The organism is Nocardia sp. IFM 10818 (assembly GCF_054655275.1).
The window spans coordinates 8,178,979-8,193,529 of record NZ_BAAHJH010000001.1 but is presented as its reverse complement, the minus strand read 5'-3'; the positions used below and the strand labels follow the sequence as shown (position 1 = coordinate 8,193,529).

Here is a 14,551-nt window from a genome sequence, read left to right as displayed (position 1 = left end):
TTCAATTCCGCTCCAGCTCGATGGGATGGGTCGCCAGCAGCGACAGCGGCAGCGGCTGGCGGCGCAGCACCCGCGCCCAGAGATCCACCCGGCCCGCGAGCGGATCGGTGGGCAGGGCCGACAGCACGATCCAGTCGCCGCGATCCAGTTCGCCCTCCAGCTGACCGAAGGTCCACCCGGCATAGCCCGCGAAGATGCGGATGCCCTCGACCAGCGGGCCGATGGCGTCCGGATCGGCGTCCAGATCCACCAGCGCCACCCGGCCGTCCACCCGGCGCAGGCCCGGAATGCCGGCGAAGGAGGCGCCGACTTTCACGGTGGCCAGGCATAGGGCGGCATCGCGTTTCACCGGGCCGCCGAGGAACAGCGCCCGCGGCGCCGCCGCCAGCTCGGCCCAATTCGGCAGGACATCGTGGATGGCGGTCTCACTCGGCCGGTTCAGTACCACACCCAGGCTGCCGGCGTCATTGTGCTCGATGATGTACACGACCGTCCGCCGGAAGGCGGGCTCCACCAGGTCGGTTGCGGACACCAGCAGAGTCCCGGGCCTGACGACCTGGTCCTCATGCCGGAATTCGCGTCGAGAACGATCACCGTGTTCCTCTGCGCGTGCCACAGAGCCCATCATCGCACCGGCACAGCGCAATTGCGGCCCTTAATTCTCGAGTGCCCAATTGCGCCGCATCGCGACGCCCCCGGGGACGGCGCGCGCACCGCCCGAGCGGGCCGAATCTCCGGGCGGCGCGGACGGCGGTTGCTCGCTAGGGTGGCGGCATGGAACGTCCCGAGGTGGTCCTCGAGAACAGTGACGCGGTGTACGACTTCTATCGGGATCACCAGCAGCAACTCCTGAAGGCGCGGGCCGCCTATTGGCTGCTCGGTCGGCGCTACCGGCCGCGCATCTCCTATGCGCCGGGCGCGCGGGAACAGCTGCGGGCGTTCATCTCCCAGGGCCGGCCGCTGCTCATCGCCATCAACCATCTCTCCCAGCTGGACCCCTACACCGTGGCCGCGGCGGCCTGGCGCAGCGCCCTGCGGCCCGCCATCGGGCACACCCGGGTGCTGGCCAAGGACGAACTGTTCCTGGAGGCCAAGCAGCGCGGCCGCATCGACATGATGGGCGGCATCCCCGTCTTCCGCGGCAAGGACCACGGCATTCGCGCCGTGAATGCCGCCGGGCAGCGCATGATCGATGTGTGCGCCGAGCGCATGGCGCGCGGGGACGGGGTGGCGGTGTTCCCGGAGGGGACCTGCAACGACGTCGACCACACCCGGATACAGACGGTGGGTACGGGCATCGGCCACATCGCATTCCGGGCCAAGAAGCTCGGGGCGAATCCGGTGCTGGTGAGCCTGGGGCTCAGCTATGGTCCGCGGGATCCGAAGGTGGAGCCCAGCAAGGAGGAGGCCACGTCGGCCAGCTTCTACTTCGGGGCGCCGGTGGCGGAGCTGCCGACCAAACCGGCCGAGATCACGCGGGTAGTGCGCGACGAACTGCAGACCGCACTCGACGGCGCGGTCAAGGCGTACTAGAGGACCGTTTCAGGGGGCTTGCCCGGACCCCCGAGGCCGCCGGGGTTTCAGGGGCTTGCCCCTGAGAGCTACGAGAGTTGGCTCATTCCTGTCACTGCGGCAGCCCTAGTCGCTGTCTCGACCACTGCGGCACCAGCGCCAGGTACTCCGGGCGCGATTCCACGAAGTGGTGCACCATCGGGCACAGCGGCATGATGCCGTACGTCTCGTCCCGGGTCCGCTCGAGCGCGCCCTGCACCAGCTTGCGCCCGAAGCCCTGACCCTCGTATCGGGGGTAGATCTCGGTGTGCACGAAAGCGCGTTCGTTGGCGGTGTCCTGGTAGGAGGTGACACCGGCGAGGTTTCCGTCGACGTACAGCTCGAAGCGATCCAGCTCGGTGTTTTTGCGAACCTCGATCGATGCGTCCGACTCACTCGACATAGCCACGACGCTAACGTTTGCTTGCTGCAATTTGTCCGTATTGCGAGACGGTTGTGACTGGCGTGTCGTTATCGCCGATATTGCGCACACTGTGGAAGTGACCGACACGCACTCGCGCCGGGTGATCCTCGCCCCGGACAAGTTCAAGGGCTCGCTGACCGCGGCCCAAGTCGCCGCCGCCCTCGCCGCGGGCATCGAACGCGCCGCACCGCAGACCCGGGTCCGGCAATTACCGGTCGCCGACGGCGGCGACGGGACCGTCGACGCCTTCCTGGCGGCGGGCTGGGAGCGGGTGCCCCTGGAAGCCCCCGGGCCCACCCTCAAACCGCTCGCCACCGCCTACGCCATGCGGGACGACACCGCCGTCATCGAATTGGCCGCCGTCTGCGGACTCGCGAAACTACCGGGCGGAATACCGGATCCGCTCTACGCCAGCACCTACGGCCTGGGCGTGGTCATGGCGCACGCCCTGGACCGCGGTGCCCGCGAGATCGTGCTCGGGCTGGGCGGCAGCGCCTCCACCGATGGCGGCGCGGGCCTGCTGCAAGCGCTGGGCCTGCGGATCCTCACCGCCGACGGACGGGAATTGGCCTGCGGCGGCGCGAAACTCGCACAGGCCGTGCGGGTGGACCGGACCGGCCTGCATCCCGGCTTGGCGCAGGCGCGCGTCATTCTCGCCAGCGATGTGGACAATCCCCTGCTCGGGCCCACCGGCGCGGCCGCGGTCTACGGACCGCAGAAGGGCGCCGGACCCGATGAGGTCGCGGTTCTCGAAGTGGCGCTGACCCATTGGGCCGAACTCATCGGCCCGGAATTCGCGGGCAAGCCCGGCGCGGGCGCGGCGGGCGGCACCGGATTCGGGGCCATCGCGGTGCTCGGCGCGGTCGCGCGGCCCGGCATCGACGTGGTGCTCGGGCTGGTGGACTTCGACGCGCAACTCGCCGGGGCCGATCTCGTGGTCACCGGTGAAGGATCGCTGGACGCGCAGAGCCTGCACGGCAAGGCGCCCATCGGCGTCGCGGGCGCCGCCCTGCACGCCGGTGTCCCGGTCGTGGCCGTCGCGGGCCGCGTCCAGCTCACTCCCGACCAGGTGCGATCCGCCGGATTCAGCGCCGCCTACGCGCTGTCGGACCTGGAACCCGATCCGGCCCGTTCCATGGCCGAGGCCGCCGCCCTGCTGGAACGGATCGGCGAGCGGCTGGCGCGCTGACGCCACCCGCCGGTATTACACGGCGGTGCTGAGCTCCTGGAGGATGCGGCCGCGATTGCGGTCGCCCCACTGCTCCAGGGGCTTCAGCGCGAGATTCAATTCCTCGCCCAGCGGCGTGAGCGAATACTCCACGCGCGGCGGGATTTCCGGATAGATCTCGCGGTGCACCACGCCGCCGGCCTCCAGCTGCCGCAGGTTCTCCGCGAGCACCTTCTCGCTCACGCCCGTCAGCATGCGGCGAATCTGGCCGAACCGCTGCGGCCCCTCACCGAGCACCCACATCAGGTGCAGCTTCCACTTCCCGCCGACCACATCGATGGCGAGGGACATGCCGCACACATCGTGATCCGCGTCACCGTATTGGCTCACCGCGCTACTCCTGACCGTATTTCGAACCTTCAGGTAAGCAACCCCACTCGAACGTGCGGTCTTCCCGAGATTACCGACTCCGCGCAGTATCGATACCGGCGCCGACACAATCACCGCGATCTTCGAAAAGGACACACCATGTCTGAGCAGAACCGTTCCGTCTCCGTCATCGGCCTGGGCCCGATGGGCCAGTCGATGGTCAAGGCGTTCCTGAAGGCCGGCGTCGAGGTGACCGTCTGGAACCGCAGCCCCGAGAAGGCCGAGGCCATGGTCGAACTGGGCGCCAAGCGCGCCGCCACCGTCGCCGAGGCGATCGACGCCAACGAGGTGACCGTGGTCAGCCTGACCCACTACGCCGCCATGTACGACGTGCTCGGCCAGGCCCAGGATCGCCTGCGGGGCAAGGTGATCGCCAACCTGTCCTCCGATTCCCCGGAGAAGGCCCGCGCCGGCGCGGCCTGGGTGCGCGAGCATGGTGCGGAATTCATCTCCGGCGGCGTCATGTCGGCCGGCGACAATATCGAGCACCCGGCCTCGTACATCTTCTACAGCGGGCCGCGCGAGACCTTCGACAAGGTCTCCGAGCTGTTGCTGCCGCTCAGCCCGCAGGAGTACCTGGGCCTGGACGACGGTCTGGCGCAGATCTTCTACCAGGGTCTGCTCACCATCTTCCACCCCTGGCTGCTGGCCTTCGATCAGGCGACCGCCATGATCTCCCGCTCCGGCCACGACATCGCCCAGTTCGTGCCGTTCGCGGTGCGTTCCGCGGCCGCGTTCCCCTACTTCATGGAGGAGTTCTCGGTCGCCAACCAGAACGGCGGCTGGGCCGATGTGGCCAGCCTGAAGATGATGGACGCCGGCGCGCAGCACATCATCGACGCCAGCGAAGAGGTCGGCGTGGACGCGGTCTTCTCGCACACCGCGCAGAATCTGTGGCGCAAGGCGGTCGCCGCCAGCGAGAAGGCGGGCCGGGCCGTCTCCACCTACGAACTGCTTCGCGACGGCGCGAACTGAATCATGGTGGAGTACAGCATGCCCCGGCAATACGGTGTGACAGTGATAGGTCTCGGCCCGATGGGTCAGGCCATGGTGCGCCGCCTCCTGGCGGCGGGCCTGGAGGTGACGGTCTGGAACCGCAGCCCCGAAAAAACCACTGCCATGGTCGAACTCGGGGCACGGTCCGCCGCCACCGTGGCGGAGGCGCTGGACGCCAATGAGCTGGTGGTGCTGAGCCTGACCCAGTACGGGGCGATGTACGACGTCCTGGGTCAGGCCCCGCACCGGTTGTCCGGGCGGGTGATCGTGAACCTGTCCTCGGACACGCCGGACAACACCCGCCGGGGCGCGGCCTGGGTGCGCGCCCACGGCGCGCAGTTCCTCGCGGGCGGCATCATGGCTCAGCCCGAAGGGCTCGGCGGGCCGGCGGCCTTCATTTTCTACAGCGGTCCGCAACAGGCCTACGACGCGCACGCGGAGCGGCTCGCCCACCTGTCCGCCCCCGAATACCTCGGTGCGGACGAAGGTCTCGCGCAGCTGTACTACCAGGCGGTCTACGCCATGTTTCTGCCCAACCTGCTCGCCTACGAGCAGGCGCTGGCCATGATCGACCGCTCCGGCGAGCCGATCGACCGGTTCGTGCCGTACGCCCAGCGCGCCATGGGCGATACCGCGCCGTTCTATGCCGGGGTCGCGGCGCTGGCCGCCGCCGGCGGGTTCACCGATCCGGCGCATCTGCGCATGATGGACGCGGGCGCCCGGCACGTCGTCGAGACCAGCGAAGCTCTCGGCGTCGACGCCACCCTGCTGCACGCGGCCCGCGTCTTCGGGAGCAAGGCGCTGCGCGCCAATGAGCAAGGGGATCAGCGGGCTTCGACCTACGCCATCCTGCGTGGCGCGCCCGTCACCGGCTGATCCCGGTGCCGCTCAAGCGGTTTCGGAGCCGAGCCGCGGGAAGGGGGTGGTCGAGAAGACCACCTCCACCGGCACCTCGAAATACCGCGAGATCTGCAGGGCCAGATGCAGACTCGGGCTGTACTCGCCGCGCTCCAGATACCCGATCGTCTGATAGTGCACACCGAGCGCCTCGGCCAGCTCCCGGCGCGAGATACCGCGCTCGGCGCGCAACATGGCGATCCGGTTGTAGATGACCTCAGTAGGCACGCTGCAGGGCCTTCTCGCGGCGGGCCGCCAGATTCGCGCCGGACTCCCGGCGCGCCATGCGGCGCAGCACGATCGGTGCGATCAGCAGACCGGCCACCGCCCAGGCGCCCAGCACCGCCGCCGTCTCCAGATGCCGCCACGATCCGCCGAGCTCCACCGCCACCGCGTCACCGGGCAGCATGGCCGAGCGCATGCCCAGCCCGAGCCAGTAGATGGGGAACACCTGACCCACGTCCTGCAGCCAGCCGGGCAGGGAGGTGATCGGATAGAAGACACCGGAGATCGCCACGAGACCCATGATCGGGAACGAGACGAAACCCATCGCACGCGGGCTCTCGAACACCGAGCCGATGATCGCGCCCAGCGGCAGCGTGGCCAGCAGGCCCAGCGCCAGCACCCAGATCAGGGTGAGCCAGCGGCCGAGGCTGTTCAGCTCCACCCCGCCGACCACGATCATGCCGAACGCCAGCACGATCACCACCTGGGACAGCGCCAGCCCGGAGGTGGTCACGATCTTGCCGAGCAGATAGCCGACCATGCCATGGGGAGTCGCCTTGGCGCGCAACAGCGTGCCGTCCTCGCGATCCAGCGTCAGGTACTGCGCGATGCCGAACATGCCGGTGAACGCGACCAGCATGCCGAGCACGCCCGGCAGGGCCAGCGCGCCCAGGTTCAGGCCGCTGGTCTCGAAGGTGCCGTTGCGCATGAAGAACAGGGCCACCAGGGTCAGCAGCGGCCAGAAGAACTGGGTGAACAGCTCCATGCCATTGCTGAACGACTGCCGCAGTTCGATTGCGCCGCGGCGGAATCCGGCCTTGACGGCCACCGTCATCGGGTTCATCGGTGCACCTCCTCCAGACTGCGCAGATCGGTCTCGCCCTGCCCGGACTCGAACCGCTGCACCAGGGTCATGTACGTGTCCTCCAGCGAGGCGCGCCGCACCTCCAGCTCGCCGATGTCCTCGCCGTACTGCTGGAACAGCTCGTAGACGAACTTGGTGGACTCGGTGGTGGTGTGCACGAAGCGCTGGTTGTCGCGGGTCCACTTCACCTCGGCCTCGCCGGCGATGCGGCGGGAGAGCTGATCGGCCGAGCCGTCGGCGATGATGCGGCCGCCGGCCAGGATGAGAATCCGGTCGGCCAGCTTCTCCGCCTCGTCCAGATCATGGGTGGTGAGCAGGATGGTGGTGTTCTGGTCATCGGCCAGCCGGTGCACCAGATCGTGGAATTCGCGCCGGGCCTGCGGGTCGAAACCGGCGGTGGGCTCGTCCAGGAACAGCAGTTCGGGGCGGCCGACAATGCCGATGGCGACATCCAGGCGGCGGCGCTGGCCGCCGGAGAGGGTCATGATCTTCGCGTCGGCGTGCTCGGTGAGGCCGACCGCCGCGATGAGTTCGTCGATATCCCACGGTCTCTTGATGGTGTCCGTGGCATACGGCGCGTAGAACATGCCCAGGTAGTCGAGCAGTTCCCGCACCCGCCACTTGCCGTGGTCACGCCAGGACTGGAGCACCACGCCCAGTCGCGCCCGCCAGGCCTCGTCGCCGTGCGCGGGATCGGTGCCCAGCACCTCGACCTGGCCGGCGGAACGCATCCGGAAGCCCTCGAGGATTTCGATGGTCGTCGTCTTACCCGCACCATTCGGCCCGAGCAGTACCAGCACCTCGCCCCGATGCGCTTGGAATGTGACGTCCTGCAACACATCCCGGGTGCCATATCGCATTCGCAGTTCTCGGACGTCGAGAACGACGCCTTCGCCGACGGTCATAGCCGTCCACCCCTCCGTAGTGGGTATTGGATCAGATGTAGCATACCTACTACATTTCGCCGCGAACAAGCTATTTACAACTCTCGTGGCTCTCAGGGGCTCCGCCCCCGAACCCCAACCCCCATGGGGCTCCCGCCCCCCGAACCCCTCGCGGGGCCACGCCCAACCTTCGCGGGGCCAGGCTCAACGTTCGCGGGGCCAGGCTCAACGTTCGCGGGGCCAGGCTCAACGTTCGCGGGGCCAGGCTCAACGTTCGCGGGGCCAGGCCCAACGTTCGCGGGGCCAGGCCCTCGAACCCCCTCAACGCGGCAGCCCCGCGACCGTTAGGTCGCGGGGCTGTTTCCTTGTCTTCGCGTCAGCGGATCAGCGTGTGCAGAGGAACTCGATGGCCGCGGCGTAGCCGTGGACGCCCATGCCCGCCACGACGGCTGTGGCGATTGGTGACACGTAGGAGTGATGCCGGAATTCCTCGCGGGCATGCACATTGCTGATGTGGACCTCGACGATCGGGACCTCCGGGATCACCAGGGCGTCGCGCAGCGCCACCGAGGTGTGCGTGAGGCCGCCGGGGTTGATGACGATCCCGGATTCCACGCCGCGCGCGGCGTGAATGCGGTCGATCAGCGCCCCTTCGTGATTGGACTGGAAGGCCACGATCTCGCGGTGGAACCGCGCCGCGGTGCGTCGGCACAGCTCCACCACGTCGTCGAGGGTGTCGGCGCCGTACACCTCGGGCTGGCGGGTGCCGAGCATGTTCAGGTTCGGACCGTTGAGCACGAGGATCGGACCGGTGTCAGCCATAGGGCCGACTGTATTAGAGACCCTGCGGTCCTTCCGCGCGCAGGTCGTCGACCTGCCGCATGGCCGTGCGCAATTCCGCCAACCACTGCTCGGCGTGCTTGCCCGCCAGCTTCACCGTCCAGGCCAGGGCGTCGGAGCGGGAGCGGGCCACGCCGGCGTCGACGAGGGTGTCGAGCACCTTGCGTTCGGGCTGCCGCAGCCGGGTCATGACCGGAACGGACAGGTGGGTGAACATGATTCGCTCGCCGCCGACCGTGATGCCCCAGGCCACGCTGCGGTGGTAGCGGTGCTGGGCCTCCTGCGCGATCTGCATGCGGGCGGGGCGGGTGGATTCCCGGAAGCGGGAGATCAGGCCCTCGACGGTGGCCTTGGGGATTCCGGCGGGGGCCTCCGGCTTGGCCGTATCGACCGGGGCGTCCGCGGCCGGGGCGTCGGCCGCGCCGTTCTCGGGTGCGGGAAGGGGGAGTTCACCGATCACGACGATCTCGTCGCGATCGATCTCGAGGGTTACCGGGCCGGTGAACCAGTCGGCTGGCAATCTTCCAGCGAACCAGTCCTCGGCATCCGCGGCGTCGGGAAGGTCGGCCTGCTGCCAGCCGCCGGGGCGGCCGAATTCGCGTCCGCGATGTCCGTGTCTCATGGCGGTCACACTCACTTACTGGATGGAGTTGTAATGCTGATTACAACATTACGTGCTTTCCCGGCGGATGGATTGCGCTCTGGGAGAACGGGGTTCACCGGGGCGGCCGCGAAGATCGGGAACCGCGTGTCACCTGTGCGAACCGCGCGGTCCGCGACGTCTCGAATACGCCAGGGTCTGTAACCGACCGGTGATCATGTATCTGGTCCCTCCCGGCTGAAATCGGCACTAAGGTGGTCCGTAGTAGGTGTACGCCTGGTGGAAAGGTGGAACCTCGAACACAGAGTTCGAGGTACCGTGGTCCTGTTGCTGATGTGGCAAGAGTGAAGAGTGGGCGATATGGATGTGTGGGGATCCCGCCGCTTCCGTATACGGGGCGCAATCGCGCTCGCGGGGGTGGCTGCCCTCGCGATTGCGATGGGGTCATGTGCTTTTCGGGAACAACGGGCCATGGGCCCGGAGACCGTCGTCGAACGGTTCGCCACCCTGCTCGACGAGAAGGACTACGAGGGCGCGGCACGGCTGACGTCCTACCCCAATGGCGCGTCCACCACGCTGAAGCAGGTCTTCAGCGGCCTGGAGCCGGGTAAACCCGACTACGAACTCACCCAGTACATCGGCCTCGACGGCAGTACCGGCATGTTCTCCATGACCGGCGCCTGGAATTTCGGCGAGCACAAGGACTGGAAGTTCGATCTGCAGGGCCAGGTCCGCAAACTCAGTGTCGGCTGGCGCATCTCGTGGGATCCGGCGCTCATCATGCCGCAGCTGGACAGCAAGCGGACCGTCAAGCTGGTCCGCACCTACGCCGTGCCCGCGCCGCGGGTGAACGACATCGTCGGCGCGCCGCTGATGACCGAGCAGACCATCAATGTCGTCAAGATCGACCCGGCCAAGACCGGCGATCAGGTGGGCACCGCCAACGCGCTGGCCGCCGCCATCGAACCGGTCGCGCCGCTCATCACCGGCGACAGCCTCCTGCAGCAGCTGGCGGCCTCGCAGGGCAAACCCATCGTGGCGGTGAACCTGCGCGACGGCGACTTCGCCATTCTCGAACCGCGGATGGCCGTGATTCCCGGTGTGGTGCTGGAGAAGCAGCCCAAGCTCATCTCCGTGGACCGCCGGGTGTGGTCGCCGCTGCTGGACTCGCTGCGCAAGGTCTGGCAGGACTCGCGCGATCAGACCGCGGGCTGGGGCGTGCAGCTGTTCGAGCCCGACGGCGCCTTCGTCACCCAGCTGGCCGGCGCGCAGGGCCCGCCCGGACCGGATATCCCGGCCACCATGGACCAGCGCCTGCAGCGCGCCACCGAGGACGCCGTGGTGAGCGCGGGCACGCCCGCCTCCATCGTGGCCATCCAGCCCTCCTCGGGCGCGGTGGTCGCGGCGGCCCAGAACAGTTACGCCAGCGCGCACGGTTCGGTGGCCTTCACCGGCCTGTACCCGGTCGGCGGGCTGATCGAGATCTTCAAGAACGTGGCCGCGGTCGCCAAGAACAAAGCGCCGCAGGACGTCTCGGTGAGCGATGCCGCCGAGGCCGCCACCATGCTCGGCGTCGGCCTGGACTTCCAGGTCCCCGGCCTCGACGAGACCACCGGCCGGCTCCCCACCGGCAAGGGCGCCGAAACCATCAGCCGCGGCGGCGCGGCCGACTCCCTGCTGGCCAGCCCCTGGGGCATGGCCATCGCGGCCGCGGCCATCGCCAACGGCCAGCTGCCCCGCCCCATGATCGCCATCGGCAGCCCCGCCACCACCGAAGCCGACATCCAGCCCCTGCCCGCCAACGTCACCGACCGCGTCCGCGCCATGCTCGCCGAAGGCACCGCCGCCCCCGAGAACGCCGCCCTCGGCCGCTACGCCGGCGTCCAAGCCATCAGCGCCACCGCCGGCTCCGGCGGCTGGCTCATCGCCACCATGGGCGACCTGGCCTTCGCCATCCACATCGACGACGTGGACAGCGGGGACGCGCCCGCCCGCATGGCGGCCAGACTCCTCCAAGCACTGGCTTCACCCGACGACTGAAAACAGAAACCGGGCCCCGTCCTAACGGACGGGGCCCGGTTGCATGGTGAGGGAGAGGTGGACGGGCCCCGGTTGCTGGAGGGCGAAGCCAATAGCCCTGGCGCGGCGGACCGACCTTGGTCGCTCTTGGGGGTTCGGGGGCGAAGCCCCTGAGCGTCCGGTGCGGGTGGACAGCTCCCGGTCGCTCTTGGGGATTCAGGGGCGGAGCCCCTGAGTGTTCCGAGAGTTGGTTTCGGTGGCCCGCCGCCCGTGGTCGCTGTTGGGGGTTCGGGGGGCGGAGCCCCTGAGTGTTCCGAGAGTTGGTTTCAGTGGCCCTCCGCCCTTGGTCGCTGTTGGGGGTTCGGGGACGGAGCCCCTGAGAGCTTCGAGAGTTGGGTTCAGCGGAGCGCTTTCATGGCGGCGCGCCAGCCGAGCAGGAAGAGGGCTAGGGCGGTGGCGGCGACGAGGACGAAGCTGAAGGCGGTGCCCTGGCCGCTGACGACGCGGAGCAGCATGCCGCCGATGAGGGTGCTGAGCCAGACGATGACGCCGGTGGGCCAGACCGCGCCGCCGTCGAAACGCTTTGCGGCGGTCATGCCTTCGCGTCCCGCGGCCACCGCGACGGCGATGACCCAGCCGAGTAATAGGCCGGTGAGGAACGGCCACACGGTGCGCACCAGCCCGGCGAGGACGGCCTCGTCGTGACTGCTGCGGCCGATCGCGCAGAACACGACGACGAGCACTGCATCGACCGCGAAAGGCACCAGTTTCTTCACGGGCCACAGGTTAACGGGCGGCGCGCGGCGGGCTTTGCAGGGACACACACTACGGTCGCGGCCGCATCCGGCTCAGGCGCCCGGATTCTCCTGGGCGGGCGGCGGGTTGGGCCGCCGCCGGTCGGCGACCAGCGGCCCGCCCGCGCGGTGATGCTCGAATTCCCGCTCGTATTCGGCATCCCCGGCCTGCGGCTTGCGGAACAGGAAAAGGAACACGATCCAGCCCACGATCGCCACCAGAATGAAGCTGATCAGCCGATACAGGAAGGCCGCGGCCACCGCCTGGGAGGCGGGCAGGCTCGCGGCCACGGTGAGCGAGTAGATGAGGGTGGCGTCCACGTACACGATGCCGCCCGGCGCGAACGGAATGGTGCCGACGGCCTTTCCGGCCGCGAACGCCAGCATGAGCCCGGCGAGTCTGGGATCCGCGCCCACCGCGTAACAGGCCGCGCCCAGGCACGCCACATCGGCGAGCCGGTGCACGATCGCCCAGAACGTCACCAGCGCCCCGTCGCGCTTGCCGAGATCCACCAGTTCCAGCTGATCCAGGATCTCGCCCACCTTGTCCATGCCCTCGTCGGCGGGCTTGCGCCGAATCCGGTTGACCAGGTGCAGGATTCGCCGCAGCGACGATTCCAGGGCGCCGGGGTGCGCGGAGACGTAGTTGAACCCCCACACCAGCAGCGCCACCGCGCCGAGCGAGAGGATCACCTTGCCCGGCCCGATCCGATTGCCGACCAGCAGCGCGCCGAACACGCCCAGCAGGGTCAGCCCCGCGGCCGCCACCACACCCGAGATGACCAGTTGCCAGGACGCCACGATCGGGCTGGCCCCCCAGCGCCGGGTCTGGCGATAGGTGAAGGCGGTGGAGAACACCTGCCCCGCGGGCAGGGTCAGCGCCATCCCGGTGGAGCCGTACACCACCGACACCGATTTGCGCTGGCTCACCTCCACGCCGCCGGCGTGCAGCAGCTGTTTCTGGATGCGCCCGTATCCGGCCATGGAAATCGCCTGCATCCAGATACAGGCCGCGACCCAGCCCCAATGGATTTCGGTGAGGTTCTTCCAGGAATCGGTCAGGCGCGGATATAGATAAACGCCTTCGGAAATCAGCAGTGCGAGCAGCCCGGCCCCGACAATCCATTTGGCCCACCAGAACCTGCCACGGCGGGAGTTCTCCGCGGGCGGCGCTGGTTCGCCGGCCAAGTCACCATGGGCCGTCACGTCGTCAGCCTAACGAACTGGCCGCGGCCACGTCTGCATCCACCTGGTCGCTGGTTTCCCCGGGCCAGGCCAGCCGGGTTTTCCGCCGGCGGCCGCGCAGTTGCACCTCCTCCCCGGTCTGCCACCGCCGCTGTTCGTTCTCGTCGGCGAAATAGAGTGCGCTGCGTGAGGTGAGCACCCGTTCCGGGCGTTCCTTGGCGAGTTCGGTGAGCCGGGCCGCCTCATTGACCGGATCGCCGATCACCGTGTACTCGAATCGATTTGCCGCACCGATATTTCCGGCGACCGCCAGACCAGCGGAAACCCCGATTCCAATATCCAGTCCGGGCACCTCGCGCAGGGCTTCGCGCAGCTCGCGGGCGGCGGCCAGGGCCGCGGTGGGCGCGTCCGGGCGGTCCAGGGGCGCACCGAAGATCGCCAGCGCGGCATCGCCCACGAATTTGTTGATCAAACCGTGGTGGCGGTCGATCACATCGACCACGATGCGGAAGAACTCGTTGAGCAGGCTGACCACTTCGGTGGGCGGTCGTTCCGCGGCCGTCGCGGTGGATCCGACCATATCCACGAACAGCACCGCGACGAATCGGGTTTCACCGCCGAGTTCGGTGCCGTACTCCAATGCGCGCCGCGCCACATCCTCGCCGACATGCTGACCGAACAATTCCTGAAGTTCCCGGCGTTTGGCCGCTTCATCCATCATCCGGTTGAAGCCAACTTGCAGCAGACCGATTTCCGAACCGTCGAAGACTTCCACCTGTACATCCCGCGCGCCTTCTTGTACGCGATCGATCGCCTGGCTGAGCTGCCGGATCGGATCGGAAATACTCGAGGCGGTGAGCATGGAAAGCGCCAGCGCCTGCATGATCACCACTCCGCACAACAGCAGGATGGAGACCGCCAGCGACTGCGCGGAAAACTGAACGCGAGAAGAAATCTGCGTGACGCACAGCAGCACGATGGCGATCACCGGGGCGAAGGTGCCCATGCCCCAGGTCATGGCCATCCGGGTGCCGACACCCGGGGTCAGCGTGTGATCGAAGGCGCCCACCGTCAGCGCCTCGGCCGCCACCGGCCGCAGAATCCGCTCGCCCAGCATGTAGGTGAAGCCGAAAACAATGGTGGCGGCCATGCATTCGGTCACGATCACCGCGGCCGCCAGCTCCGGGGCCCGCACGATAATGAGGGAGGCCATGATCGCGCCGCCGATCAGCCACAGCACCAGATGCAGGATGGACTGCCGCAACGGCGCGTGCAGTGCGGCCATCTGCTCCTGCCGGCTCGGCGGCCCGCCCCGCATCTGCCAGCGCATGACCGGCCGCAGCATGAGCGCCGATGCCGTCAGGCTCAGCACCCCGCCGATCACGAAGATCAGGCCCGGAATCAGCAGCCCGGTCTCCCGGGTCGCGCTCGTCTCGCCCTCCGGCACCGGCAGCCCGTACTGGATGAACGCCCACACCAGGACAGCACCGAACGCATTGGCCGCGAGCATCGAAACGAGGTACAGCGGCCAGCGGGTTCGCATGGTCTGTTTGACCGCTTCCAAGGGCGCTGACACGCCCACTAATCTAGCGGCGGTCCCGCCCGCGCGAATCTTCAGCGCCCGCGAACTCGGCGGATGTCCAGGCGCGGGTCGGGGCGGCAGGGGGTTGTGC

At 68.4% G+C, this 14,551-nt stretch carries 16 protein-coding genes; 5 read left to right on the top strand and 11 right to left on the bottom strand.

Translation table 11 applies throughout. From position 1 onward, the window contains the following. Position 1 precedes the first annotated feature (1 nt). Positions 2-616, bottom strand: a complete 615-nt coding sequence (locus tag ACYQ5L_RS37895) for a YqgE/AlgH family protein (protein WP_459963039.1) — start codon at positions 614-616, stop codon at positions 2-4. A gap of 158 nt (positions 617-774) precedes the next feature. On the opposite strand from ACYQ5L_RS37895, the gene ACYQ5L_RS37890 reads away from it, so the two are divergent. Continuing rightward, a complete protein-coding gene (locus tag ACYQ5L_RS37890) occupies positions 775-1,533 on the top strand; it encodes a lysophospholipid acyltransferase family protein (RefSeq protein WP_459963038.1) in 759 nt (252 codons plus the stop codon). A gap of 91 nt (positions 1,534-1,624) precedes the next feature. On the opposite strand, the gene ACYQ5L_RS37885 is transcribed toward ACYQ5L_RS37890, so the two are convergent. Then, the gene (locus tag ACYQ5L_RS37885) at positions 1,625-1,954 is read right to left on the bottom strand and encodes a GNAT family N-acetyltransferase (RefSeq protein WP_459963037.1); all 330 of its coding nucleotides are present in this window, start codon (positions 1,952-1,954) and stop codon (positions 1,625-1,627) included. Positions 1,955-2,051: 97 nt separating this feature from the next. Between ACYQ5L_RS37885 and ACYQ5L_RS37880 the strand changes: the two genes are divergently transcribed. Next, complete coding sequence (locus ACYQ5L_RS37880) at positions 2,052-3,164, top strand: glycerate kinase (RefSeq protein WP_459963035.1); 1,113 nt, start codon at positions 2,052-2,054, stop codon at positions 3,162-3,164. A gap of 15 nt (positions 3,165-3,179) precedes the next feature. Here the strand turns inward: ACYQ5L_RS37880 and ACYQ5L_RS37875 are convergent, their stop codons facing one another. Next, positions 3,180-3,494: a winged helix-turn-helix transcriptional regulator gene (locus ACYQ5L_RS37875; RefSeq protein ID WP_459963664.1), complete on the bottom strand. Its 315-nt coding sequence runs from the start codon at positions 3,492-3,494 to the stop codon at positions 3,180-3,182. Between the two features lie 177 nt (positions 3,495-3,671). On the opposite strand from ACYQ5L_RS37875, the gene ACYQ5L_RS37870 reads away from it, so the two are divergent. Both ACYQ5L_RS37870 and ACYQ5L_RS37865 read left to right on the top strand, forming a co-directional pair. Then, positions 3,672-4,547 carry an NAD(P)-dependent oxidoreductase gene (locus ACYQ5L_RS37870; RefSeq protein ID WP_459963034.1) on the top strand — a complete coding sequence of 292 codons (876 nt, stop codon included), beginning with the start codon at positions 3,672-3,674 and terminating at the stop codon, positions 4,545-4,547. A 3-nt stretch (positions 4,548-4,550) separates the two neighbouring features. Continuing rightward, positions 4,551-5,444 carry an NAD(P)-dependent oxidoreductase gene (locus tag ACYQ5L_RS37865; protein ID WP_459963033.1) on the top strand — a complete coding sequence of 298 codons (894 nt, stop codon included), beginning with the start codon at positions 4,551-4,553 and terminating at the stop codon, positions 5,442-5,444. 12 nt (positions 5,445-5,456) lie between these two features. Here ACYQ5L_RS37865 and ACYQ5L_RS37860 read toward each other — a convergent pair whose 3' ends face one another. The 5 genes from ACYQ5L_RS37860 to ACYQ5L_RS37840 all read right to left on the bottom strand — a co-directional run bounded on the left by ACYQ5L_RS37860 (position 5,457) and on the right by ACYQ5L_RS37840 (position 8,901). Beyond that, entirely contained in the window at positions 5,457-5,693 is a 237-nt protein-coding gene (locus tag ACYQ5L_RS37860) for a helix-turn-helix transcriptional regulator (protein ID WP_459963031.1), read from the bottom strand. Continuing rightward, the gene (locus ACYQ5L_RS37855; RefSeq protein WP_459963030.1) at positions 5,683-6,534 is read right to left on the bottom strand and encodes an ABC transporter permease; all 852 of its coding nucleotides are present in this window, start codon (positions 6,532-6,534) and stop codon (positions 5,683-5,685) included. Before ACYQ5L_RS37855 ends, ACYQ5L_RS37860 begins: the two co-directional genes overlap by 11 nt. Further along, a complete protein-coding gene (locus ACYQ5L_RS37850; protein ID WP_459963028.1) occupies positions 6,531-7,460 on the bottom strand; it encodes an ABC transporter ATP-binding protein in 930 nt (309 codons plus the stop codon). Before ACYQ5L_RS37850 ends, ACYQ5L_RS37855 begins: the two co-directional genes overlap by 4 nt. 363 nt (positions 7,461-7,823) lie before the next feature. Then, positions 7,824-8,261 (bottom strand): type II 3-dehydroquinate dehydratase, encoded by a 438-nt coding sequence (gene aroQ / locus ACYQ5L_RS37845; RefSeq protein ID WP_459963027.1) that lies wholly within the window; start codon positions 8,259-8,261, stop codon positions 7,824-7,826. Positions 8,262-8,274: 13 nt separating this feature from the next. Beyond that, positions 8,275-8,901: a hypothetical protein gene (locus ACYQ5L_RS37840; protein WP_459963026.1), complete on the bottom strand. Its 627-nt coding sequence runs from the start codon at positions 8,899-8,901 to the stop codon at positions 8,275-8,277. Positions 8,902-9,351: 450 nt separating this feature from the next. Between ACYQ5L_RS37840 and ACYQ5L_RS37835 the strand changes: the two genes are divergently transcribed. Beyond that, on the top strand, positions 9,352-10,920 hold the full coding sequence (locus ACYQ5L_RS37835; protein WP_459963025.1) for an NTF2-like N-terminal transpeptidase domain-containing protein: 1,569 nt from the start codon (positions 9,352-9,354) through the stop codon (positions 10,918-10,920). Positions 10,921-11,297: 377 nt separating this feature from the next. Here ACYQ5L_RS37835 and ACYQ5L_RS37830 read toward each other — a convergent pair whose 3' ends face one another. From ACYQ5L_RS37830 to ACYQ5L_RS37820, 3 genes are all read right to left on the bottom strand, one after another. After that, positions 11,298-11,675 carry a DUF3054 domain-containing protein gene (locus ACYQ5L_RS37830; protein WP_459963024.1) on the bottom strand — a complete coding sequence of 126 codons (378 nt, stop codon included), beginning with the start codon at positions 11,673-11,675 and terminating at the stop codon, positions 11,298-11,300. A 72-nt stretch (positions 11,676-11,747) separates the two neighbouring features. Beyond that, positions 11,748-12,899, bottom strand: coding sequence for a lysylphosphatidylglycerol synthase transmembrane domain-containing protein (locus ACYQ5L_RS37825; protein WP_459963023.1), 1,152 nt, complete (start codon positions 12,897-12,899; stop codon positions 11,748-11,750). 4 nt (positions 12,900-12,903) lie between these two features. Next, the gene (locus ACYQ5L_RS37820) at positions 12,904-14,421 is read right to left on the bottom strand and encodes an adenylate/guanylate cyclase domain-containing protein (protein WP_459963663.1); all 1,518 of its coding nucleotides are present in this window, start codon (positions 14,419-14,421) and stop codon (positions 12,904-12,906) included. Positions 14,422-14,551: the final 130 nt, after the last annotated feature.

Bases quoted from the DNA above. Each gene is read 5' to 3' on its own strand.
- aroQ (WP_459963027.1), bottom strand. From the start codon at position 8,261: ATGGCTGACACCGGTCCGATCCTCGTGCTCAACGGTCCGAACCTGAAC.
- ACYQ5L_RS37875 (WP_459963664.1), bottom strand. From the start codon at position 3,494: ATGTCCCTCGCCATCGATGTGGTCGGCGGGAAGTGGAAGCTGCACCTG.
- ACYQ5L_RS37855 (WP_459963030.1), bottom strand. From the start codon at position 6,534: ATGAACCCGATGACGGTGGCCGTCAAGGCCGGATTCCGCCGCGGCGCA.
- ACYQ5L_RS37890 (WP_459963038.1), top strand. From the start codon at position 775: ATGGAACGTCCCGAGGTGGTCCTCGAGAACAGTGACGCGGTGTACGAC.
- ACYQ5L_RS37840 (WP_459963026.1), bottom strand. From the start codon at position 8,901: ATGAGACACGGACATCGCGGACGCGAATTCGGCCGCCCCGGCGGCTGG.
- ACYQ5L_RS37870 (WP_459963034.1), top strand. From the start codon at position 3,672: ATGTCTGAGCAGAACCGTTCCGTCTCCGTCATCGGCCTGGGCCCGATG.
- ACYQ5L_RS37835 (WP_459963025.1), top strand. From the start codon at position 9,352: ATGGGCCCGGAGACCGTCGTCGAACGGTTCGCCACCCTGCTCGACGAG.
- ACYQ5L_RS37885 (WP_459963037.1), bottom strand. From the start codon at position 1,954: ATGTCGAGTGAGTCGGACGCATCGATCGAGGTTCGCAAAAACACCGAG.
- ACYQ5L_RS37820 (WP_459963663.1), bottom strand. From the start codon at position 14,421: ATGCGAACCCGCTGGCCGCTGTACCTCGTTTCGATGCTCGCGGCCAAT.
- ACYQ5L_RS37850 (WP_459963028.1), bottom strand. From the start codon at position 7,460: ATGACCGTCGGCGAAGGCGTCGTTCTCGACGTCCGAGAACTGCGAATG.
- ACYQ5L_RS37865 (WP_459963033.1), top strand. From the start codon at position 4,551: ATGGTGGAGTACAGCATGCCCCGGCAATACGGTGTGACAGTGATAGGT.